At 61.9% G+C, this 22613-nt stretch carries 23 protein-coding genes; 6 read left to right on the top strand and 17 right to left on the bottom strand.

Annotation, left to right across the window (positions count from 1 at the left end):
* Positions 1 to 114: 114 nt before the first annotated feature.
* Positions 115 to 1227: a succinylglutamate desuccinylase/aspartoacylase family protein gene (locus AC1DWG_RS27730; RefSeq protein ID WP_477764669.1), complete on the top strand. Its 1113-nt coding sequence runs from the start codon at positions 115 to 117 to the stop codon at positions 1225 to 1227.
* 196 nt (positions 1228 to 1423) lie between these two features.
* Entirely contained in the window at positions 1424 to 2140 is a 717-nt protein-coding gene (locus AC1DWG_RS27725) for an alpha/beta hydrolase (RefSeq protein ID WP_477756906.1), read from the top strand.
* A 3-nt stretch (positions 2141 to 2143) separates the two neighbouring features.
* Here AC1DWG_RS27725 and AC1DWG_RS27720 read toward each other — a convergent pair whose 3' ends face one another.
* The 5 genes from AC1DWG_RS27720 to AC1DWG_RS27700 all read right to left on the bottom strand — a co-directional run bounded on the left by AC1DWG_RS27720 (position 2144) and on the right by AC1DWG_RS27700 (position 6700).
* A complete protein-coding gene (locus tag AC1DWG_RS27720; protein WP_477764668.1) occupies positions 2144 to 2710 on the bottom strand; it encodes a DcrB/PsbP domain-containing protein in 567 nt (188 codons plus the stop codon).
* A gap of 242 nt (positions 2711 to 2952) precedes the next feature.
* Complete coding sequence (locus AC1DWG_RS27715) at positions 2953 to 3747, bottom strand: hypothetical protein (protein ID WP_477788635.1); 795 nt, start codon at positions 3745 to 3747, stop codon at positions 2953 to 2955.
* Positions 3748 to 4106: 359 nt separating this feature from the next.
* Complete coding sequence (locus tag AC1DWG_RS27710) at positions 4107 to 5288, bottom strand: acetyl-CoA C-acetyltransferase (RefSeq protein ID WP_477764666.1); 1182 nt, start codon at positions 5286 to 5288, stop codon at positions 4107 to 4109.
* 11 nt (positions 5289 to 5299) lie between these two features.
* Complete coding sequence (locus tag AC1DWG_RS27705; protein WP_057399619.1) at positions 5300 to 5965, bottom strand: CoA transferase subunit B; 666 nt, start codon at positions 5963 to 5965, stop codon at positions 5300 to 5302.
* A gap of 36 nt (positions 5966 to 6001) precedes the next feature.
* A complete protein-coding gene (locus tag AC1DWG_RS27700; RefSeq protein WP_046816298.1) occupies positions 6002 to 6700 on the bottom strand; it encodes a CoA transferase subunit A in 699 nt (232 codons plus the stop codon).
* Positions 6701 to 6910: 210 nt separating this feature from the next.
* On the opposite strand from AC1DWG_RS27700, the gene AC1DWG_RS27695 reads away from it, so the two are divergent.
* Positions 6911 to 7807 carry a LysR substrate-binding domain-containing protein gene (locus AC1DWG_RS27695; protein ID WP_477764665.1) on the top strand — a complete coding sequence of 299 codons (897 nt, stop codon included), beginning with the start codon at positions 6911 to 6913 and terminating at the stop codon, positions 7805 to 7807.
* Between the two features lie 129 nt (positions 7808 to 7936).
* Here AC1DWG_RS27695 and AC1DWG_RS27690 read toward each other — a convergent pair whose 3' ends face one another.
* A complete protein-coding gene (locus AC1DWG_RS27690; protein ID WP_477764697.1) occupies positions 7937 to 8779 on the bottom strand; it encodes an NAD-dependent protein deacetylase in 843 nt (280 codons plus the stop codon).
* 185 nt (positions 8780 to 8964) lie between these two features.
* The gene (locus AC1DWG_RS27685; RefSeq protein ID WP_477764664.1) at positions 8965 to 10011 is read right to left on the bottom strand and encodes a class I SAM-dependent methyltransferase; all 1047 of its coding nucleotides are present in this window, start codon (positions 10009 to 10011) and stop codon (positions 8965 to 8967) included.
* Between the two features lie 431 nt (positions 10012 to 10442).
* Between AC1DWG_RS27685 and AC1DWG_RS27680 the strand changes: the two genes are divergently transcribed.
* Both AC1DWG_RS27680 and AC1DWG_RS27675 read left to right on the top strand, forming a co-directional pair.
* Positions 10443 to 11273 carry an HvfB family MNIO-type RiPP peptide maturase gene (locus tag AC1DWG_RS27680; protein WP_477788634.1) on the top strand — a complete coding sequence of 277 codons (831 nt, stop codon included), beginning with the start codon at positions 10443 to 10445 and terminating at the stop codon, positions 11271 to 11273.
* Between the two features lie 3 nt (positions 11274 to 11276).
* The gene (locus AC1DWG_RS27675) at positions 11277 to 12032 is read left to right on the top strand and encodes an HvfC family RiPP maturation protein (RefSeq protein WP_477788633.1); all 756 of its coding nucleotides are present in this window, start codon (positions 11277 to 11279) and stop codon (positions 12030 to 12032) included.
* An 806-nt stretch (positions 12033 to 12838) separates the two neighbouring features.
* Here AC1DWG_RS27675 and AC1DWG_RS27670 read toward each other — a convergent pair.
* The 10 genes from AC1DWG_RS27670 to AC1DWG_RS27625 all read right to left on the bottom strand — a co-directional run bounded on the left by AC1DWG_RS27670 (position 12839) and on the right by AC1DWG_RS27625 (position 21952).
* Positions 12839 to 13402 carry an NUDIX hydrolase gene (locus AC1DWG_RS27670; RefSeq protein WP_477764661.1) on the bottom strand — a complete coding sequence of 188 codons (564 nt, stop codon included), beginning with the start codon at positions 13400 to 13402 and terminating at the stop codon, positions 12839 to 12841.
* 1 nt (position 13403) lies between these two features.
* Entirely contained in the window at positions 13404 to 14156 is a 753-nt protein-coding gene (locus AC1DWG_RS27665; protein ID WP_477755914.1) for a GntR family transcriptional regulator, read from the bottom strand.
* A gap of 88 nt (positions 14157 to 14244) precedes the next feature.
* Positions 14245 to 14634: a carboxymuconolactone decarboxylase family protein gene (locus AC1DWG_RS27660; RefSeq protein WP_007991919.1), complete on the bottom strand. Its 390-nt coding sequence runs from the start codon at positions 14632 to 14634 to the stop codon at positions 14245 to 14247.
* A gap of 19 nt (positions 14635 to 14653) precedes the next feature.
* Positions 14654 to 16105 carry an NAD-dependent succinate-semialdehyde dehydrogenase gene (locus tag AC1DWG_RS27655; protein ID WP_477788632.1) on the bottom strand — a complete coding sequence of 484 codons (1452 nt, stop codon included), beginning with the start codon at positions 16103 to 16105 and terminating at the stop codon, positions 14654 to 14656.
* 139 nt (positions 16106 to 16244) lie between these two features.
* Entirely contained in the window at positions 16245 to 16730 is a 486-nt protein-coding gene (locus AC1DWG_RS27650; protein WP_090456302.1) for a flavin reductase family protein, read from the bottom strand.
* A gap of 12 nt (positions 16731 to 16742) precedes the next feature.
* Positions 16743 to 18224, bottom strand: a complete 1482-nt coding sequence (locus AC1DWG_RS27645) for an aldehyde dehydrogenase (RefSeq protein ID WP_477756091.1) — start codon at positions 18222 to 18224, stop codon at positions 16743 to 16745.
* Positions 18221 to 19054: an alpha/beta fold hydrolase gene (locus AC1DWG_RS27640; RefSeq protein WP_477764658.1), complete on the bottom strand. Its 834-nt coding sequence runs from the start codon at positions 19052 to 19054 to the stop codon at positions 18221 to 18223. The genes AC1DWG_RS27645 and AC1DWG_RS27640 overlap by 4 nt, the downstream gene beginning before the upstream one ends.
* 44 nt (positions 19055 to 19098) lie before the next feature.
* A complete protein-coding gene (locus AC1DWG_RS27635) occupies positions 19099 to 19689 on the bottom strand; it encodes an amino acid synthesis family protein (RefSeq protein WP_007978708.1) in 591 nt (196 codons plus the stop codon).
* Between the two features lie 229 nt (positions 19690 to 19918).
* A complete protein-coding gene (locus AC1DWG_RS27630) occupies positions 19919 to 20551 on the bottom strand; it encodes a response regulator (RefSeq protein ID WP_057396633.1) in 633 nt (210 codons plus the stop codon).
* Positions 20552 to 20587: 36 nt separating this feature from the next.
* On the bottom strand, positions 20588 to 21952 hold the full coding sequence (locus tag AC1DWG_RS27625) for a cache domain-containing protein (protein ID WP_477756684.1): 1365 nt from the start codon (positions 21950 to 21952) through the stop codon (positions 20588 to 20590).
* A 299-nt stretch (positions 21953 to 22251) separates the two neighbouring features.
* On the opposite strand from AC1DWG_RS27625, the gene AC1DWG_RS27620 reads away from it, so the two are divergent.
* Positions 22252 to 22613, top strand: a 362-nt coding sequence (locus AC1DWG_RS27620; RefSeq protein ID WP_477788631.1) for a carbon starvation CstA family protein, incomplete at its 3' end; no start/stop codon positions are given.

Below are 22613 nucleotides of genomic sequence, written 5' to 3'. Positions count from 1 at the left end.
CCCAACTGTAGGAGCTGGCTTGCCAGCGAAAGCGATCTGACCGTCACACTATTGTTGACTGTGCCGACGCCTTCGCTGGCAAGTTTGCTCCTACAGGTTCTGTAGGAGTTTCCCATGCAACGCATCGACCATAAACTTCCCTGGAGCCACCTGGGCACCGAGCGCACCCTCAGCGTGTTTCGTTATGGCGCGGGGACGCGCAAGGTGTACATCCAGGCCAGCCTGCACGCCGACGAATTGCCGGGCATGCGCACGGCCTGGGAGTTGAAGAAACGCCTGACCGAACTTGAACAACAGGGACAATTGAACGGTGTGATCGAACTGGTGCCGGTGGCCAATCCCATTGGCCTCGATCAGCACCTGCAAGGCAGCCACATGGGGCGCTTCGAGCTGGGCAGCGGCAAGAACTTCAACCGCTCGTTCGTCGAACTCAGTGCGCCGGTGGCCGCGTTGATCGGTGATCGTCTCGGCAGCGATGCCCAGGCCAACATCGCGCTGATTCGCCAGGCCATGGGCCAGGTCCTTGACGGTTTGCCGGCCGCGACATCGCAGCTGGAGGCGATGCACCGTCTGTTGCTGCGCCATGCCTGCGACGCCGACATCACCCTCGACCTGCATTGCGACTTTGACGCCGCGATCCACATCTACGCGTTGCCGCAGCACTGGCCGCAATGGCAATCTCTGGCGGCGCGCCTGAAGGCCGGCGTGGCGCTGTTGTGTGAAGACTCCGGCGGCAGTTCGTTCGATGAATCCTGTTCTTCGCCATGGTTGCGCCTGGCCAGGGCGTTCCCGACGGCGGCGATTCCACCGGCCAACCTGGCGACCACGCTGGAGCTGGGCAGCATGGGAGACACCCGCGTCGATCAGGCCCAGGCCAATTGCGAGGCCATTCTCGGGTTCCTCGCCGAGCAGGGTTTCATCTCCGGCACCTGGCCGGCGGCACCGGCCGACTGCTGTGAAGGCATGCCATTCGAAGGCACCCAATACCTGTTCGCCCCGCATCACGGCGTGGTCAGCTTCCTGCGTGAGGCCGGGGAGTGGGTGGAAAAGGGCGATGCGCTGTTCGAGGTGGTCGACCCGTTGAACGACAAGGTCACCACCGTGCAGGCTGGTACCAGCGGCGTGCTGTTTGCCATCGACCGTGGGCGTTATACCCAGCCGGGGACCTGGCAGGCGAAAGTGGCGGGGCGCGAGGCGATTCGGGTGGGCAAGTTAATCAACGACTGAGCCGGAAATTTTCTTTGTCTGTACTGGCCTCTTCGTCGGAACGCCGCCCGGAGCAAGCCCGCTCCCACAGGGTTTGGATGATCCCTGTGGGAGCGGGCTTGCCCGCGAAGGCGGCATCCGCCACGCCCGAGATGTTCCTGCCTACTGACCAGTGTTAGGCTCTTCCCCGAATCCTGCATTCCGTGAAGGAAGACCCATGTTGAAGATTCTCGCGCTGCTTACGCTCCTGGCATCCACTGTCGTCCACGCCCAAACCCCGCTGCAAACCGACTTGCCGCTCAAATACCTGGAACAGGCCAACGCCGATTCGAACCATCAACCCCTGGTGATTTTCCTCCACGGTTACGGCAGTAACGAGCAGGACCTGTTCGATATCAAGGATGACTTGCCTGCGTCTTACACCTACCTGTCGGTACGGGCACCTTTGGTGATGGAGGCGGGCAGCTATCAGTGGTTCCGCAAGAAGGGCGAAGGGGCTTACAACGGCGAGACCGATGATCTGAAGTCCAGCGGCCAGTTACTGCTGGACTTCGTCGCACAGGCCGCGAAGAAATATCACACCGAACCCGAGAAGGTGTTCCTGGTGGGGTTCAGCCAGGGCGCGATCATGTCCTACGAAGTGGGTCTGCGGCATCCCGAGGCGCTCGGTGGGATCGCAGCGTTGAGCGGACGAATTCTGCCGGTGCTCAAGTCCGAGCTTGTACCGGATGAAAAACGCCAGTCGCTGGCGATCTTCATCGGTCATGGCGAGCAGGACAAACGCCTTCCCTACAGCGACGGCACCGAAGCCAACAGCCTGTTGCAGAGCGTGTCACTCGAACCCGAGTTCCACGGCTACCCCGGTGTCGGTCATAACATCAGCGCCGACGAGATACAGGATTTGAGCGCCTGGTTGCAGCGTCTCAACCCCTGAGCCTTATTTTCCGCTGACGATCTGTTTGACCAGGGTTTCGTGGGCCGCCATGTCACCTGGGCGGGAAATCACCTGGATCACCGCCATGCGAGTGCCGGATGCGGCCATCAGCGTGGTGGTGAGGGTCATGCCACCGCCCTGCGTTGCAGTGCCGTCGACCTGGCGCAGGCCCAACCCGGTTTTCTGGGTCAGGGCTTTCTCGCTGAGCTTGTTGTAGTCAGGCAGGGATTTGTGTTGCGCCGCATCGAAATCGGCCACGGTGCCGTCGAGGAACCTGCCGTCGTTATCCTTGACGCTGACACCGTTGGGCAGGGTGTTTTCAGCGGCGATCACTACGGTCTTGGTGGTTTCGTTGCTGTACAGGGTGCCGCTCGCACCCTCCGGGCTGGCCGGCAGCGGGTTGGCGATGAAACCCTTGGGCAGGTTGAAGGTGAACTTGCTGCCGAGCATCGAGACTTTCTGGGCTGGCGCATCGCTGGAAGTGGCCTTGGCGGCCTGCGCATTCAAAGCCCCAAGGCCGGTAGCGGCTGCCAGCAGCAGGACAAGGGCTTTTTTACTCAACAATGACATCGGGATCTCCGGGGATGGGCGGCGCGGTGGGGCGCGATCATCCCATGGAGGTTGTGGTGCATTCCAGCGCGCTCTACCCAGCGGTCACTCTCTTTTGGCCGACCACCCACCTATGCTGAGGTGGCTTGCCACACAGGCCGCGTGCTTTGGTTCCGGCCAAACGTTCCGGTTTGGCCGGCAGGTGTACGGTTCCTTCAGCGCACTGGGGCGGGCATTATCCTGGCCCGATGACAGGATGCAGCTTAGCGTTTGATGGCTGCTCCTCCAGTGTCCGTCGTCGGGCCGGCCGGCCGCGCCAGCAGGCGTTTGGTCACGCCCAGCATGGCCACCGATACCGTGATGCCCAGCACAAAAGCGTTCATTCCCATCGTCGGCAGGGCCAGCGCCAACACCAGGCAGAAGGCGGCGAACGAGTACATGCCGGTGGCGGTGGCGCGCAGCAACGCGGCGGTAAAGGCCGGGCCACGGGTTTGCTGGGAGAACACCGCCATCACGCTACCCAATACCGGGAACACCGCCAGCAGGCCGCTCCAGCGGTCGCCGACGGTGCTGGCCAACAGTGTCACGACCAGCGTGAGCAATGCACCGGCCACCATGCGCAGCAAGAGCTTGTCGGATTTCGGCGCCGGGCCGCTGAGCACCGGTTGCACGGTGGGGAACAGGTACGGCGCGGCGAGCAGCGCGGTGGCGGCGGCGCACACCGAAAACACCAGGGATGCCGGGATCAGCGACAGGGCAATCGCCACCAGCGCCCAGACCGACAGCGAGATCAGCAACGCCGGCGGCCACCCGGCCCGTTGTGCAATCTGGGCGTAGGTCACGCAAAACGCAATCATCGCGAACATGGCCGACAGCGCAGCCGTGGCTGATTGCGCAGCGAACGCCTCGCCTTGTTCAAGGGCGAGGAACAACAGAATCGGCCCGACCACCACCGGCAACCCCGACAACCAACCGGCCACGCTCGGCCCCCAGCGTTTGCCAGCCAGGGAAATCAGCAGCAGGAAGCCTGGAATCACCAGCAGTTTAAGGATCAACACGCGCACGTCTCCGACCTGAGTGAGGTGGCAACGGTAACATTGCATCGGGTAGATTGCTTTATGTGTGTGCGAATTTTGTATACAAAATTCAAGCCTTTGAGAATTTTGCGGAAGGTCTTTTGCGCAACCCGCGATGGGGCCAATCAACCATGGTTGATTCTGCAGCATTTGGGTGACTCGTCGGGCCCCTTCGCGATCCGACTTGCTCCGGGCGGCGATCCGACGAAGAACGCTAACGCGGTCCACCTGAAAAAACGCAGGCAAAAAAGAACCCGGTGCGACTTGCATCGCACCGGGTGTTTTTCCAGACGGTCACGGATCTTCGTGGGTCCCCGCGCCCTCTGTTGAACGCTGTTGGCTTACGCCCGCTCGAGCGCCAGTGCCACGCCCTGACCACCACCGATACAAAGGGTGGCGAGGCCTTTCTTGGCGTCACGCTTGAGCATTTCATGCAGCAGGGTCACCAGTACACGGCAACCTGAGGCACCGATCGGGTGACCCAGAGCAATGGCGCCGCCATTGACGTTGACCTTGTTCAAGTCCCATTCCAGGTCCTTGGCCACCGCCAGGGATTGTGCGGCGAAGGCTTCGTTGGCTTCGATCAGGTCCAGTTGGTCGATGTTCCAGCCGGCCTTGTCCAGGCAACGGCGGGTGGCCGACACCGGGCCGATGCCCATGATCGCCGGATCAACGCCTGCGTTGGCGTAGGCGGCGATTTTCGCCAGCACCGGCAGGCCGAGGGCCTTGGCCTTTTCCGCGCTCATCAGGATCACGGCCGCGGCACCGTCGTTCAGCGACGAAGCGTTGCCGGCGGTCACCGAACCGTCCTTCTTGAAGGCAGGCTTGAGCTTGCCCAGGGATTCGGCGGTGGTGCCGGCCCGTGGCTGTTCGTCGGTGGCGAAGGACAGCGGATCGCCCTTGCGCTGCGGGATCAGGATCGGGGTGATTTCATCGACGAAGCGCCCGGCTTCGATGGCGGCCACGGCTTTCTGTTGCGAGGCGGCGGCGAACGCGTCCTGTTGCTCGCGAGTCAGGCTGTACTTCTCGGCCAGGTTCTCGGCGGTGATGCCCATGTGGTAATCGTTGAACGCATCCCACAGGCCATCGCTGATCATGGTGTCGACGATTTGCGCGTGGCCCATGCGCAGGCCGGTACGGGCGCCGGGCATGACGTAGTTGGCCAGGCTCATGTTTTCCTGGCCACCGGCGATGATCACCTCGGCGTCGCCGCAGCGAATCGCCTGGGCGCCCAGGTGCAGGGCCTTGAGACCGGAGCCGCAGACCTTGTTCAGGGTCATGGCTGGCACGGCGAAGGGCAGGCCGGCCTTGATCGCGGCCTGGCGTGCAGGGTTTTGCCCGGCGCCGGCGGTCAGCACCTGGCCCATGATCACCTCATCAACTTGCGCAGGGTCCAGGCCGGTTTGCGCCAGCAGCTGGCGGATCACCGCAGCGCCCAGGTCAACCGCGGACACATTGGCCAGTGAACCCTGGAAGCTGCCGATCGCGGTGCGCGTGGCGGCAACAATGACGACTTCTTGCATGGAATGATTCCTCACTGGGCAGCGAACTGCATTTCCGGAACGTGGTCCGGCACGATCAGTTTACCGGCAGTCTTGGCAACGATCTCTTCGACGCTGACACCCGGTGCACGCTCTTTCAAAATGAACGCGCCGTTTTCGATTTCCAGGTAAGCCAGATCAGTCAGTACGCGCTTGATACACCCGGCGCCGGTCAGCGGCAGGCTGCATTGGGACAACAGCTTGGACTCACCATCCTTGGACGCGTGGGTCATGATGACGATGATGTTGTCGGCGCCGGCAACCAGGTCCATTGCGCCGCCCATGCCCTTGACCAGTTTGCCGGGGATCATCCACGAGGCGATGTTGCCTTGCACGTCCACCTCAAAGGCGCCCAGCACGGTCAGGTCGACATGGCCACCGCGGATCATTGCGAAGGACTCGGCCGAGGAAAAAATCGAAGCGCCGATACGTGCGGTCACGGTTTGCTTGCCGGCGTTGATCATGTCGGCATCGATGGTTTCTTCGGTAGGAAAAGGACCCATGCCCAGCAGGCCGTTTTCCGACTGCAGCATGACTTCCATGCCTTCGGGGATGTAGTTGGCGACCAGGGTCGGAATGCCGATGCCCAGGTTCACGTAGAAGCCGTCCTGCATTTCGCGGGCGACGCGTTGAGCCATTTGTTCGCGGGAAAGTGCCATTGTCGTTATTCCTTCATTCGGTCCGGGGGCAGGGGATCACTTGCGTACGGTGCGCTGTTCTATGCGCTTCTCGAACGTGCCGCAGATGATCCGGTCGACGTAGATGCCAGGGGTGTGGATCTGCGCCGGGTCCAGCTCGCCGGGTTCGACGATTTCTTCGACTTCGACCACGGTGATCTTGCCGGCAGTGGCGGCCAGCGGGTTGAAGTTCTGGGCCGTGTGGCGATAGATCACGTTACCGAAATGGTCGGCTTTCCAGCCTTTGACGATGGCGAAGTCGCCGGTGATGGATTCTTCCATCAGGTACTTGCGGCCATGGAATTCCCGGACTTCCTTGCCTTCGGCAACTGGAGTGCCAACACCGGTGGCGGTGAAGAAGGCCGGGATGCCGGCACCGCCTGCACGCATTTTTTCAGCGAGGGTGCCTTGCGGGGTCAGGATGACTTCGATTTCGCCTTTGAGCAGTTGCTCTTCGAACAGCTTGTTTTCGCCGACGTAGGACGCCACCACTTTGCTGATCTGGCGGTCGGTCAGCAGTACGCCGAGGCCGAAACCGTCGACGCCGCAGTTGTTGGAAACCACCGTGAGGTCGCGAGTACCTTTGCGCTTGATCTCGTTGATCAGGTTTTCCGGGATACCGCACAGGCCGAAGCCGCCGGCGATCACGGTCATGCCGTCTTCAAGACCTGCCAGGGCTTCCTCGTAGGAACTCACGCGCTTGTCGAAACCTGCCATATGCACCTCTTTTATTCTTTGTGGGCGGCTGGCTAGCCGAATGGGATGGAGTGTCTCGCCGGAGTATTCATTTGTTAAGTTGTTTTTTAAGGTTGATTAATAGATAAAACTCAACAATATGTAGGGGCTGCCGAAGGCTGCGATCTTTTGGATCAAGATCAAAAGATCGCAGCCTTCGGCAGCTCCTACAATACCCGGGAGAAATCGAGTATGACCGTCAAGCAGATCCGCGCCTTTCTGGCCGTGGCCCAGAGCCTGAGCTTTGCCGTGGCCTGCGAACGCCTGCACCTGTCGCAATCGGCCCTGAGCCTGACCATCAAGGCGTTGGAGGAAGGCCTGGGCGGGCGCTTGTTCACCCGCAACACGCGTAACGTGGCGCTCACCGCCGAAGGTGAATCCCTGGTGCCGCTCGCGCGCCGGTTGATCGCCGACTGGGACAATGCCGAAGATGAGTTGCGCCAGCGCTTTACCCTGCAGCGCGGACGCGTGACCCTGGCGGCGATGCCGTCGTTCGCCGGCAACCTGCTGCCGCCGATCCTCAAGACCTTCCGCGCCCGTTATCCGAACGTCAACGTGACGGTCAATGACGTGATCAACGAGCAGGTGCTGGAAATGGTCCGTGACCGCCAGGTTGAACTGGGGGTGGCGTTCGAGCCGACCATGAGCTCGTCGCTGCAATTCACGCCGTTGTACATCGACCGATTCGTCGCAGTGGTGCCCCTGGATTCGGCACTGGCCGAACTCGATGACATCGACTGGCAGACCTTGCTCAAGGAACCGTTCATTACCTTGCAGCGACCGTCCACCGTGCGGGTCATGCTTGAAGAGCATTTGCAGGCCCGCGGCATGAAATTGCCGGTGGAGTTTGAAAGCCATCAACTGGCGACGGTCGGGCGCATGGTCGCCAGTGGCCTGGGCGTGAGCGCGGTGCCGGCCTTGTGTGCCGGGCAGATGCGTGAGCTGGGCGCGCGTTGCATTACCTTGCGCGATCCGGTGGTGGAGCGGGCGCTTGGGGTGCTGACGTTGCCTGGGGGAGAACTGTCGGCGGCGGCGCAGGCGTTGTTTGATGTGCTGAAAGAGGAAAACCTGGGCGAGCGACTGACTTGAATTGAACGGAACCTGTAGGAGCTGGCTTGTCGGGTCGCCGCATCGCAGCGAAGGCGGTCTGTCAGCCAGCAACCATGTTTAATGTACCGGCCCCTTCGCCGGCAAGCCGGCTCCTACAGGTTTTTGGAGTCAGGAAGAGAGATGTTCGGCCAGCAATGGCAACAACCGCTCGCACGCCCCCTCGATCTTCAAATCCAGCATCTCATCCGCCCGGGTCTTGCCCAGGTTGATCGCAATCAACGGCTTGCCCTGATCCACCACCGCCCGGCACAAGCGAAACGCCGAATAGGCCATCAACGACGAGCCGACCACCAACAGCCCCGCAGCCTGTTCGACGGCCGCCATCGCCTTGGCCGCCGTGGCCTGCGCGACGTTCTCGCCAAAGAACACCACATCCGGCTTCATCCGTTCCCCGGCACAATGCGGGCAGTGCGGGACCTGGAAGCGTGCCTCGAAGGCCGGGTCTAGCAAGGTGTCGCCGTCCGGCGCCTGTACCGCGTCGACGCCGGCCAGGTACGGGTTCTGTATTTCCATCAGGCGCTGGATCGAATCGCGCTCGCTGCGCCGACCGCAATCCAGGCACAAAACCCGGTGCAGACTGCCGTGGAGCTCGATCACGTCATGGCTGCCGGCCTGGTCGTGCAGCGTGTCGACGTTCTGGGTGATCAACCCGCTGATCTGCCGCGTGCCTTGCAAACGGGCCAGGGTGTCGTGGGCCACGTTCGGCTGCGCCAGACGCACCCGTGGCCAGCCGAGCATCGCCCGCGCCCAATAGCGCCGCCGGGACTCCGGGGCCGAGAGAAATTCCTGATACATCATCGGCTGCCGGCCCCGGCGCACGCCCTGGTTGTCGCGATAATCCGGGATGCCCGAGGGCGTGCTGATACCGGCACCGGTCAGCACGGCAAACGGCTGATCCGCCATGAGCTGATGGAGTCGATCGAGTTGGTCACGGGTCTGGCGGTCGAGCATGGTCAGCACTGCGCAGGGCACTTGAATGTGTGCAGCGTAGCATTTTCCCATCGCCGAACAGGCCCCTGATGCACAACGACCTTTGTAGGAGCGGGCTTGCCAGCGAAGGCAATCTTCCAGTCGATCGAGTTTCGACAGACATTCCGCCTTCGCTGGCAAGCCAGCTCCTACAGGGGGGGACGGGATTATTTACGCGCCTCCAGAATCAGGTTGAACGGCGTTTCCGTGGCCCGGCGAAAACGGCTGAATCCAGCCTCGCTGAACACCTTGCGCAACCGCGCTTCACCGGCCTGGGCGCCGAGGCCGAGGCCTACTTCCTGGGACAGCGAGTTGGGCGTGCAGATGAAGGTCGAGGCCGCGTAGAACAGGCGCCCGACCGGGTTGACGTTGTCGTCGAGCAAGTCGTTGGCGTAGGGCTCGACCAGCAGCACCGTGCCGTCGTCCTTCAGCGATTCATAAGCATGTTTGGCCGCACCCACCGGGTCGCCCATGTCATGCAGGCAGTCGAAGTAGCAGACCAGGTCGTAGTCGCTGCCGGGGTAGCTTTTGGCCGTGCCCTGGAAGAACCTGGCCCGGCTGGACACACCGCCTTCTTCGGCGCGTTGGGTGGCGACGGTAACGGACGGCGCGTGGTAGTCGAAACCGACGAAGCGCGAATCCGGAAACGCCTGGGCCATGATCACCGTCGAGGCGCCATGACCGCAGCCGATGTCCGCCACTTTGGCCCCGGCTTCCAGTTTGGCCACCACGCCGTCGAGGGCCGGCAACCATTCGGCGACCAAATGGGCTTTGTAGCCTGGGCGGAAGAAGCGTTCGGTACCGCTGAACATGCACGGATGGTGATCGCCCCAGGGGAGGGCACCGTTGCCGCGCATGGCGTTGACCAGTTTGTCCTTGTCATGGAAAAACGACGCGACCACGCTGATCCCGCCCGCCACATAGACCGGTGAGTCTTCGTTTGCCAAAGCCATGGCTTGCTCTTCGGGCAGGCGGAACTGGCCGTCGTGGTGTTCCATGTAGCCGGAGGCGGCATGGGCGCTGAGCCATTCGCGCAGCAGGCGGGTGTTGCAGCCGGTTTTGGCGGCGAGTGCTTCCGGGGTCATTGGCTGGCTGTCGGCCATCGCCCGGTACAGGCCGAGCTCTTCGCCGAGGATGACGTTGGCGAGCATCGCCGCGCCGCCCATGTCATTCACCAGTTTGCCCATGAAATCGTTGAGTCTGGCCTCGTCCATCACGTGTGCTCCTTCAGCAGGATCACGGTCCAGGGGCATTGTCTGGCGAGGTGTTCGCCGCTGGGCGGTGGTCGTGGGGATGTGCAGGACGCTGAGCGAGCCCTGTGTGCGTTAAGTTTAGTTCGGGGCGTGTGTACTGCTGTCTCGAGCGACGAAAGCCCCCCTGACTGACACTAAACCCCTGTGTGCGAGCCTGCTCGCGAAGGCGGCGGATCAGCCACCATTAGCATTGAATGTAAACTCGCTATCGCGAGCAGGCTCGCTCCCACAAGGGATTTGAGTTGTGTATTCCATTGTGTCCAACCCCGGTTTCGATACACAGACACCCATTGTCGACCCCTGTCGAACACAGTCCCGATACACCCCTTCGATTAACTGTGTCTCAAGGCGGGCACCTGCCCGCAATCCTGGACACATGCGAGATCGACACCATGCAGACATCCGTTGCCCCCGTAGCCAGGGCCAGCGCAGGCCTTGGCCTGCGTCGCGGTTTACTCAAAGAACTGCAAGCGGCCCCGGTCGGCCATTTCGACTTTCTGGAAGTCGCGCCGGAGAACTGGATCGGCATCGGCGGTGCTCATGGTGCGGCGCTGCGGGCGCTGGCCGAGCGTTATCCGTTGTCCTGTCACGGCCTGTCCCTGTCCCTGGGCGGGGCGTCGCCGCTGGACGTCGGGTTTTTGCAGGAAGTCCGGGGCTTTCTCGATCACTACAACGTGCCGCTGTACAGCGAGCATTTGAGCTATTGCAGCGATGACGGTCACCTGTACGACCTGTTGCCGTTGCCGTTTACCGAAGAAGCGGTGCACCACGTCGCCGCGCGTATCCGTCAGGCCCAGGACATCCTTGGCCGGCGCCTGGCGGTGGAAAACGTCTCCTACTACGCCGCGCCCCAAAGGGACATGGACGAGGTCACGTTCACCAATGCGGTGTTGCGCGAGGCTGATTGCGACCTGCTGCTGGACGTCAACAATGTCTACGTCAACTCGATCAACCACGGTTTCGATCCACAGGCGTTTCTTGCGGGCATCGATGCGGGCCGGGTGGTGGCGATGCATATCGCCGGGCATTTCGACGAGTCCGATACCTTGAAAATCGACACCCATGGCGCTTCGGTGAAGCCGGCGGTGTGGTCGTTGCTGGCCCAGGCCTACGCCCGGTTCGGTGCTCGGCCGACCTTGCTGGAGCGCGATTTCAATTTTCCGGCATTCGCCGAACTGGTGGCGGAGTTGCAGACCATTCGCCACCTGCAACAGGAGGTTTGAACCGTGGATAAACAATCGTTGCATCACCAGCAAAGCACCATGGGCCGGTACCTGCGTGATCCCGAGCATTTCGCGCCACCGGCCGAAATGGACCCTGCCCGGGCGCAAGTGTATCGCGACCTGGTGTTTGCCAATCTGTCGTCATTGCTCAGTGGCACCTTTCCGGTATTGCTGAAAATCCTGGGGGATGAGCACTGGCGTTCACTGGTACGGATTTTTCTGCGGGACTATCGCGCCCGCACGCCGAAGTTTGGTGAGATCGCCCAGGAGTTTGTCGAATTTCTCGCGACTGAGCCTCAAGCATTGAGCGATGGGCCGTGGCCACCGTTCATGGTGGAGCTGGCGCATTACGAGTGGGTGGAAATGGCCTTGCAACAGTCCGACGCCGAGCCTCTGGTTGCCGGTGATGCTGCGTTGCTGCTGGAACGGCCGTTGCAGGTGTCGGCGCTGGCCTGGCCGTTGGCGTATGCCTGGCCGGTGCAGCGGGTGGGGCCGGATTATCAGCCGGACGCGTTGCCTGATCAGCCGACATTGCTGCTGGTGCGGCGGGCGGAGGACTGGAGTGTGAGGTTTTCCGAACTGAGTCCGTTGGCGTGGCGGTTGTTGCAGAGAATTGACGAGTTTCCCGAAGTGACCGGGTGTGAACAGTTGCAAGGATTGGCGGTCGAGGCGGGGCAGGTTGGTTCATCGGCGTTTTTCGAGGGTGGTCTGAGGTTGTTGCGGCAGATGCATGGGGAAGGGGTTGTTGGGGTTGTTTGATCTTCTTTGACCTTGGCGGCCTCTGGGCCGACCAGGTTGTTGGTTGATTGAGTACATATCCGTTTCTGCGGTAACGGCGGCTGGCGGTTTCGCCCTTACGGCGACTCACTTTTTTACAAGCGCCTAAAAAAGTAAGCAAAAAACGCTCGCCCCTTACGTACGGCCCCTCGCTTAGGCTCGGCGTTCCTTCGCTGCGGCACTCATCCGGGGGCATTGCCCTCCGGTCGGCTTCGCTTCGACCTACATGCAATGAGTTCGGCTGCGCCGAACGGCGCTGCGCGCCAATCCCCGGATGAACACCTCCGCTCAGCCTGCCGAGGGGGCGGGTGGATCAAGATCAAGAGCTGCAGGCGAGCTAACGCTCGGCCTGATGAGTGGTGAGGAGCGTGGGTGTACGCCGATCTGCTTTTGCTCTTCTGTGGGAGCGGCGGTGCGGCGATCCGACTTGCTCGCGAAGGCGGCCTGCCAGCCGACCTGATTTCGCGGATGTATTACTCCGTAGGAGCTGCCGAAGGCTGCGATCTTTTGATCTTGCTTGTAAAAAATAAAGGCAAAAGATCGCAGCCTCGTTGCACTCGACAGCTCCTACAGGGAAACACGCACCCATCAGAACCAGGCCGGCCGGTAGGCCGCCTCGAGCGCTTTTGCGGTACACGCCCCCTCATGAGGCCGAACGTCAGGGGCAAGAGCCCTTGGTTACTTGGGGCCGGGCGGCGTTCCGCTCTTCCAAGTGACCCGCTGTAAGAGCGGAACCATTAGTCGCCCTTACCGCAGAAATGGATATGTACACGGTCAAAACCGGCGCATCAGCGAATAAAGTGAATCTTCCCGCTGTCGTCATTGCCGATGTAGATGCCATACACCCCAGCCTGGCGCTCTTCGATATAGCGCTCAAGGATCTGCCGGATCGCCGGATAGTAGATGCTGTCCCAAGGAATATCCTCGGGCGCGAAGAACTTGTAGTCGAGGGTTTCCGGCCCGTACTGCCCGGTAATCTCCAGCGCGATGGCGCGGAAGATGATGTACACCTCGCTGATCTTGGGCACGCTGAAGATCGAATAGGGCGAGACGATTTCCGCACGCACGCCGCTTTCTTCCCAGACTTCCCGCAGCGCGGCCTGCTCGGTGGTCTCGCCGCTTTCCATGAAGCCCGCCGGCAGGGTCCAGGTGCCGGGGCGCGGTGGAATCGCGCGCTGGCACAACAGGTACTTGCCGTCCTGCTCGATGATGCAGCCGGCAATGATCTTCGGATTGACGTAATGGATGTAGCCGCAGCCGCGGCACATCAGGCGCTCGTGCGTATCGCCCGGCGGTAACTGTGACTTAAGGTCTGCGCTGCCACACTTGGGGCAAAAGCTCGGGCTGAACATTTCAGCGACCTATGCGCGGTTCTTTCAGCGCGATGGGCAGGGTGATCTGCGGCGTGGCGCCGGTTTCTTCCTGTTTGCGCTTGAGGTAGTCCAGGGCCACGGCAGCGGCCGCTCGCACGTGGTCGACGCACGCCTGGTGGGCGGCCAGCGGGTCACCGCCCTTGATCGCTTCGACCATGCGTTCCATTTCCTGGTTACTGGCGCTGCGACGGTTTTGCTGGGACACCGAGGTCGCGCGCAGGTAGCTGATGCGTGCCTGCAACTGGCGCAGTTGAGTGGCCGCGACATGGTTGCCCGAACCTTCGAGCAGCACATCGTAGAAACCCTGGACCGAGTCGATGACCTGTTGCAGTTCGCCGTCCTTCAGCGCCTTGCGGTTTTCTTCCAGGGCTTTTTCCAGGGCCTTGATGTCCTTGGCCTTGGCGCGCAGGGTGAACAGTTGCACGATCAGCCCTTCGAGTACGCAGCGCAGCTCGTAGATGTCCACGGCATCGGCCAGGGTGATGATCGCGACCCGTGGGCCCTTGGCGTCGGCGAATTCCACCAGGCCTTCGGATTCCAGGTGACGCAAGGCTTCGCGCACGGAAGTACGGCTGACGCCCAGGCGATCGCACAGATCGCGTTCGACCAGACGGTCTCCCGGCAGGAGCTGGAAGTTCATGATGGCGCTTCGCAGTTTATCCAGCACGATTTCGCGCAGGGTAACGGGGTTGCGATTGACCTTGAAGCTGTCGTCGAGTGGCAGGCGTTTCATGGGGTCCGCTCTGATTGTGGCTGTCCATGCAAAAAGAGCACTTCGATTACGGGAATCTGGGTGCCCGGTCAGATCAAACAGCCAAGGGTTAACTGGAGGCCTCGGCATCGGCTTCGGCGAAGGCTTCACGGGCGAGCCGGAAACTGTCTACGGCAGCGGGGACACCGCAGTAAATGCCGACCTGAAGCAGTATTTCGCGTATTTGCTCACGACTCAGGCCGTTACGCAAGGCGCCGCGCACATGCAGCTTGAGTTCATGCGGCCGGTTGAGGGCCGAGATCATCGCCAGGTTGATCATGCTGCGCTCCTTGAGCGACAAACCCTCACGACCCCAGACATGACCCCAACAATATTCGGTGACCATTTCCTGCAATGGCCGGGTGAAGTCGTCGGCGTTCTCGATGGAGCGATTGACGTAGGCTTCGCCCAGCACCTGGGTGCGGATCTTCAGGCCTTTTTCGTATTTTTCGTTGTTCATTTGCTTAGCTCCCGTGGGCTCAAAGGCCGCCCATCAAGGTGTATTTGAGTTCCAGGTAATCCTCGATGCCGTATTTCGACCCTTCACGGCCCAGCCCCGAGGACTTGATGCCGCCAAATGGCGCGACCTCGGTGGAAATCAGCCCTTCGTTGATCCCGACCATGCCGTACTCCAGCGCTTCGCTCATGCGCCAGGCGCGGCCCAGGTCGCGGGTGTAGCAGTAGGCGGCGAGGCCGAATTCGGTGTCGTTGGCCATCTCGACGGCCTGGGCCTCGGCGTCGAAACGGAACACGGCGGCCAGTGGGCCAAAGGTTTCATCCCGAGCGACCTTCATCTGCGTGGTGATACGTGTGAGCACGGTCGGCTGGAAGAAACCGTTGCCCAGTGCATGGCGCTCGCCGCCGCACAGCAGTTGTGCACCGTGGGCCAGAGCGTCTTGCACGTGTTCTTCGACCTTGGCCACGGCACGCTCATTGATCAACGGCCCTTGGGTGACGCCATCATCGAAACCGCTGCCGACCTTGAGCTGTGAAACCCGCTCGGCCAGGCGCGCGACAAAGGCGTCGTGGATGCCGTCCTGCACCAGGAAGCGGTTGACGCAGACGCAGGTCTGCCCGGCGTTGCGGAATTTGGCGATCAGCGCACCGTCAACGGCGCGCTCCAGATCGGCGTCGTCGAAGACAATGAACGGCGCGTTGCCGCCCAGCTCCAGCGAGACTTTTTTCAGCGTCGGCGCGCACTGGGCCATCAGCAATTTGCCGATGGCCGTGGAACCGGTGAATGACAGTTTGCGCACCTGCGGGCTGGCCGTCAGCTCACCGCCAATGGCGATGGCGTCGCCGGTGATGACGTTGAAGATGCCCGCTGGAATACCGGCCTGTTCCGCCAGTGCGGCCATGGCCAGTGCCGAGAACGGTGTTTCCGGGGCCGGTTTGACGATGCACGGGCAACCGGCCGCCAGCGCCGGACCGGCCTTGCGGGTGATCATCGCCGCCGGGAAATTCCACGGCGTGATGGCCGCGACGACGCCAATCGGTTCCTTGCTGACCACGATGCGCGCATCGCCCTTGTGACTGGGAATGGTGTCGCCGTAGATGCGCTTGGCCTCTTCGGCAAACCACTCGATGAAGCTCGCGGCGTAGAGGATTTCGCCCTTGGCCTCAGTCAGTGGCTTGCCCTGTTCGAGGGTGAGGATTTGTGCCAGGGCGTCGGCGTTTTCCAGCATCAAGGCATGCCAGCGCTTGAGCGTATTGCTGCGCTCCTTGGCGGTCAGCGCGCGCCAGGCCGGCCAGGCTTTGTTGGCGGCCTCGATAGCCAGGCGCGCGTGTTCGGCGCCGAGATTCGGCACCCGGCCGATGAGTTCACCGGTGGCCGGATTGAATATGTCCTGACAGGCGCCATCCGGCGCGTCCAGCCATTGGCCATTGATGTAGGCCTGTTGGCGGAACAGTTGCGAGGCTGCTGGGCTCATGCCGGCTCCTGAAAAAAGTGGGCGGTCTCTGTAGGAGCGAGCTTGCTCGCGATGAACTTCAAGGCGACGCTTGTTTCCAGGCAGAACGCGTTATCGTTCACGACCATCGCGAGCAAGCTCGCTCCTACAATAAAACGTGTCAGGCCAGGGTGGGCAACGGCCCCAGCTTGCCTTTGTGGTAGATCATCGGCGTGACCGGTTGCGCGGGCAGGATCAGGTTCTTCACCGCGCCGACGATGATTGCGTGATCGCCGCCGTCGTATTCGCGCCACAGTTCGCACTCGATGATCGCCGTCGCCTTGGCAAGAATCGGGTTGCCCAGTTCGCTCAAGTGCCACTCGATGCCTTTGGCCTTGTCTTTGCCTTTACCGGCGAAGGCATAGGCTTCGGCGGTCTGGTCGGCGGACAGCAGGTGAATCGCGAACTGCTTGCTGTCGCGCAGCACCGGGTAGGTGTCGGAGCCGTAGTTGGGGCAGAACAGCACCAGTGCCGGGTCGATCGACAGCGCACTGAAGGCGCTGGCGGTGATGCCGACGATGCCGCCGTCCGGGTCCAGGGTGGTGACCACCGTGACCCCGGACGGGAACGAGCTCATCACGTCTTTGTAAATGCCGGGTTCGATCATTTTCCAGGACTCCTAGCGCATCACGAATGGATCAGGCATCGGTGCCTGGGACAGGTTGATCCACACCGTTTTCAGCTCGGTGTAGGCCAGCACCGAATCGATGCCGCTTTCGCGTCCATAGCCACTGTTCTTGAAGCCGCCGATCGGCGCCATAGCCGAGACCGCGCGGTAGGTGTTGACCCAGATGATCCCTGAACGCACGTCCCGGGCCAGGCGATGGGCGCGGCCCAGGTCACGGGTCCAGATGCCGGCGGCGAGGCCGAACTGCGAGTCGTTGGCAATCGCCAGCGCTTCGGCTTCGTCTTTGAAACGGATGACCGAGGCCACCGGGCCAAAGACTTCTTCCTGCATGATCTTCATCGAGTTGCGGTCGCACTCGAACAGCGTCGGCTCGTAGAACCAGCCGTCGCCCAGATTCTGCGGACGCTTGCCGCCCAGGCGCAGACGCGCACCTTCGGCAATCGCGTCGGCCACCAGGCCTTCGACCACGGCCAGTTGCTGTGCGGTGGCCATCGGGCCCATTTCGCTGCTGTCGTCCTGGGGGTTGCCGATGCGGATGCGCCGGGCGCGTTCCACTAAACGGCCGACGAACTCGTCGTAGATCTCGTCCTGCACCAGCAAGCGGGAACCGGAGACGCAGCTCTGCCCGGAGGCGGCATAGATTCCGGCGATGGCACCGTTGATCGCGCTGTCGAGGTCGGCGTCGGCGAAGATGATGTTCGGCGATTTGCCCCCCAGCTCCAGCGACAGTTTGGCGAAGTTCTCGGCGCTGCTGCGCACCACATGCCGCGCCGTGGCCGCGCCGCCGGTGAAGGCGATCTTGCGCACCAGCGGATGGCGGGTGAGGGCGGCACCGGTGCTTGGGCCGTAACCGGTGACAACGTTGACCACCCCTGGCGGAATCCCGGCTTCCAGCGCCAGGCGCGCGAGTTCGAGGATGGTCGCCGAGGCGTGTTCCGACGGCTTGATCACGATGGTGTTGCCCGCGGCGAGGGCCGGGGCCAGTTTGATCGCCGTCAGGTACAGCGGGCTGTTCCACGGAATGATCGCCGCGACCACGCCCATGGCTTCGTGCACGGTGTAGGCAAACAGGTCCGGCTTGTCCAGCGGCAGGGTGCCGCCTTCGAGCTTGTCCGCCAGGCCTGCGGTGTAGTGGAAGAACTCCGGCAGATAACCAACCTGGCCACGGGTTTCGCGGATCAGCTTGCCGTTGTCGCGGCTTTCCAGCTGCGCCAGTTGTTCCTTGTTCTCGGCGATCAGGTCGCCCAGGCGTCGCAGCAATTTGCCGCGAGCGGTGGCGGTCAAACCGCGCCATGCCGGGCTGTCGAAAGCCGTCTGCGCCGCCTGCACGGCGCGTTCGACATCGGCTTCGTCGGCATCGGGCAATTCGGCCCAAGGCTCGGCCAGCGCCGGGTTGAGGCTTTCGAAGGTCTTGCCGGACAGGGCATCGACCCATTCACCGCCGATGCACATCTGGAAGCGTGCGAGTGTCATGCAACGATCCCCTTGATCTGGTTTTGTTTGGAGTGCGCGGTCCGCAGAAACTCCAGCAACAGCTGGTTGACCAGGCGCGGAGACTCTACGGGCATCATATGCCGTTGCTCGGCGAGCACGGCAACGGTCGCACCGGGAATGCGTTCGGCCAGTTGCCGGGCCATTTCCGGGGTCGAGCCGGGGTCCAGTTCGCCGGTGGCGATCAGCGTCGGTACCTGGATGCTGGCCAGGTCGTCGGCGCGGTACATGTCCTGGGTGGCGAACAGTTCGTAAGTGGTCAGGTAACCCTGAGGGTCATTGCCGGCCAGGGTCTGGCGAATCGCGGCGATCTGCGCCGGGTTCGCGGCCTGGTATTCACGGCTGAACCAGCGTGACAGCGCCGCTTCGGCATTGGCGTCCGGGCCGTGTTCGGCGGCCTGGCTGGTGCGGGCGATGACCCCGGCGCGCTGTTCGGCGCTGCGGTTGAAAACACTGTTGAGCACCACCAGGCCTTCCAGGCGTTGCGGGTAGTGCAGGGCAAACGCCCGCGCCACCAGCCCGCCCATGGAAAAACCGATCGCCGTTGCCTTGGGCAATTGCAGGTGGTCGAGCAGCTCCAGCAACTGGTCGGCGTAGCCGAGCAGCGGCGTGCCGCTTTCCGGGCGCGGGCTGGCGCCATGGCCGAGCATGTCGTAGGCGATGACGCGGTACTTCGTGGCCAGGCCAACGATCTGGCCGCCCCACATTTCTTTGTTCAGGCCCACGCCGTGGATCAAGACCACGGGCTGGCCTTGGCCGGTCGCCAGGTAACTGGTGCCAGCCGGGGTGAGTTCAGCGGTGAGCCGAATCATGGAGCGCTCCTGCAATGCCTTCTTGTTGTCGTTCTGCTGGCCGGTTACTGGGCTTTTTCGGCTGCCAGTTCTTCCAGGTCGATGTAGCGGTTGCCGATGCGCGGGTGCAGGCGGCCGCCGTCGGCGCAACCAAGGACCACAACGATTTCGTCGGCACGCGGGGCGTCTTCGATCTGCATTTCCAGGGTGATGTAGTGCGAACGCAGGCCTTCGTCGTCCTTGTGCATCATCGGGATCTGGATCGAGGTGCCCGGGCCGCCGCGCTTGTTGGTGAAGCTCAGGTAGCTCTTGGCCTTGACCGCTTCGCGGTAATGGTTGCCGAAGCGCAGGGTGTGGATCACCGCCGAAGCGTGCTCGATCTCGCCGTCGGCACCGACCACCGCAGCCTTGCCGTAAGCCTCGATTTTCTCGGCACCGCCGATGATGCCCACCAGGCGCTCGACCATCAGTGCGCCGAGGTCGGAGCAGTTGGCGCGGATCTGTGGTTTCAGGTCTTCGACGAAACCGTTGCCCAGCCAGGGGTTCTTCATAACCACGGCCAGACCGACCATGGTCACGGGCTTATCGGTGGCTTTGCCGCCTTCAATAAAGGTTTCTTCGACATAGCTGACGATCTTGCGGATTTCGAAACTCATGAGCTGCTCCATAGGAGGTTTTTGGTGTCTGTGCGTCTGATGGTATACCATAATACCGATGACGCAAGTCCCTTGAGTGAGTTTCTCGTCGGGTGGTAGGGAGGAAAGAAATTTTCGGCCGTACGAAACCTGTAGAAGCTGCCGCAGGCTGCGATCTTTTGATCTGGAAAATCAAAAGATCGCAGCCTGCGGCAGCTCCTACAGAGGATGGTGGGGCTGGAGGGAGGGGTTAGCGGGAAATGAGCCCGTGATCGATGGCGTACTTGACCAGTGCCGCCGGCTTGTCGATGTTGAGCTTGCGCCGAATGCTCAAGCGGTGTGTCTCCACCGTGCGCACGCTGATGTCCAGTTCCCGGGCCATTTCCTTGTTGTTCAACCCTTGCGCCATCTTCGACAGCACCTGGCTTTCCCTCGGAGTCAGTTCGTTGTCGGTGTTCCTGTCGGCGATCAGCCGCTGGGCGATTTCGGCGCTGTAGAAGGTTCCGCCGCTGCTGATGGCCTCGATGGCGGCGATGATTTCACGTGACGGGGCGTTCTTCAGCACGTAGCCGCTGGCGCCGGAGCGCACCGATTCACTGACGTATTCGTAATTGTCGTACATGCTCAGCACCAGCACCTTGAGCGACGGGTATTGGCTGCGCAGCACGCGGGTCAGTTCCAGGCCGTTCATGTCCGGCAGGCTGATGTCGACCAGCAGCAGGTCCGGCTGGCAGCGTCCGACCATCTCGATGGCCTCGGCGCCGTTTTCCGCTTCGCCGACCATTTCCAGGGGCGACATCACGGCCAGCAGCGCCTTGATGCCGTCGCGGACCAGGGAGTGATCGTCGACCAGGGCGACGCGGATCGGGGAGGGCAGGTTCATCGCAGCTGTTCACTCTTGTAGTTTTTTGGGGCCGGATCAGCGTTTTGCGCCAGGTTTCATCGGCAGCAGCACGTCTAGTTCGCTTCTGCCCGGCATCGAGATCAAATCGAAGCGTCCGCCAAAATGTTCGACGCGTTCGCGGATGTTACGCAAACCAATGCCGGCCTGACGACGTTCGACCTGGGCGACGTTGAAACCGATACCGTCATCGACCACGGTCAGTCGCACCGATTGTTCGCAGCCGCGCAGGGTAATGGACACGTTCTTCGCCTGCGCATGGCGTTCAATATTGGTCAGGCCTTCCTGGACGATGCGGAACAGTGCAACAGCGGCGCCGTCGACCAGTTGGCAGTCGAATTCATTTTCGTCATAGGTCACGCTCAGCCCGCTGCGCTGCTCGAATTCGGCGGCCAATTGGCCGATGGCCGCTGGCAGGCCAAGGGTGTCGAGCAAGGATGAGCGCAGGTCGTGGGATAGACTGCGGACTTCGCCGATGGCATCGCCCAGGCGCTCGGTGGCTTCTTTTAATGTATTCAAGCCCTTGTCGTTGGCTTGTCCGCGTTCCAGCAGATGGCTGGCCAGTTCGAACTGAAACTTGATCGAAACCAGCACCTGGCTGATGCCGTCGTGCAACTCGCGGGACACCCGTGATCGTTCCTCCTCCTGCAGGCTGACAATGCGCTGGGTCAGGCGCTGCAGTTTCTTGTCTGCCAGTCGATGCTCACTGACATTGAGGGTCATGCCGGTGGCGAACACGAACAGCACCGCGACCAGGGCGACCACGGCAATCGCCATCATGGTCTTGCGGATGCCCATGGCCACTTCGGCACGGGCCTGCTGGGTGGCGCGCTCGACGTCTTCGAGGTAGATGCCGGTGCCGAGCATCCAGCCCCAGCGATCGAGCATCACCACATAGGCGAGTTTGTCGGTCACCTGGCCGGAGGAGGGTTTGTTCCAGGCGTAGCGTTGAAAACCTTCGCCCGATTGCGCACTTTTCAGCAGCGCCTGAATCACCGGCAGGCCGTGGGGGTCTTTCATGTCCCACAGGTATTGGCCCACCAGTTCCGACTGGCGGGCATGCATCAGGCTGCGGCCTTCGTGGTCGTAGACGAAGAAGTAGCCGTTGATGCCGAAGCTGAGCTTGCGCAGTTCTTCCAGCACTTGTTGCTGGGCGTGGGCATCACCGTGGCCGTCGTCGTACAGCGGCTCGATCAGGCTCTGGGCCATTTCCACGTAGTTTTTCAGCTCCGCGCGCTTGCTCGCCAGAATGCTGTCTTCGATCAGTTGCGCCTGTTGGTCGCCCAATTGGCGGTTGAGGGATATCACCAGCGCGCAGATGACGGCAATGGCCAGCACCAGCGGCAGAATCCCGAGGGCGACGATCTTGTGTTTGAGCTGCATGTTGACTCCTGCCCGCGCGAAGGCTCGGGATCATATGCCAAAGAGGCGCCTTGTAGGAGCGAGCCTGCTCGCGATGGCGGTGTATCAGACGAATCGATGTTGAATGGCACACCGCCATCGCGAGCAGGCTCTCTCCTACAGGGGGCGGTGGTGTCTACGTAGAACTACGTAGACACCACGTACGTAGTAACGCGGATTTATTTGTGGACGTCATGCGCAGATATTGGGCCAGCTCCGCACCGCGGACACAATTATAAAAATTACCGCCGCAGTCACTGGCTGTCGGCAGGAGACACGCTATGCCCCGTCTGGCTAAACACCTCGCCTGGTTTGCCGTGGCTGTCCTGGGAGCGATTGCGCTGAGTGTCGTGGCCCTGCGCCGCGGCGAAGCGATCAACGCCCTGTGGATCGTAGTCGCAGCCGTCGCCATCTACCTTGTTGCCTACCGCTACTACAGCCTGTTCATCGCCAATAAAGTGATGCAGCTCGATCCCAATCGGGCCACTCCGGCTGTGCTCAACAACGATGGTCTGGACTATGTGCCGACCAACAAACACGTACTCTTCGGTCACCACTTTGCGGCCATCGCTGGCGCAGGTCCGCTGGTCGGTCCGGTGCTGGCGGCGCAGATGGGCTACTTGCCCGGCACGCTGTGGCTGAT

The organism is Pseudomonas sp. P4_B3, assembly GCF_056402295.1.
Note: the sequence above shows the minus strand (reverse complement) of the source record. Positions and strands in the feature narration are given on the sequence as shown.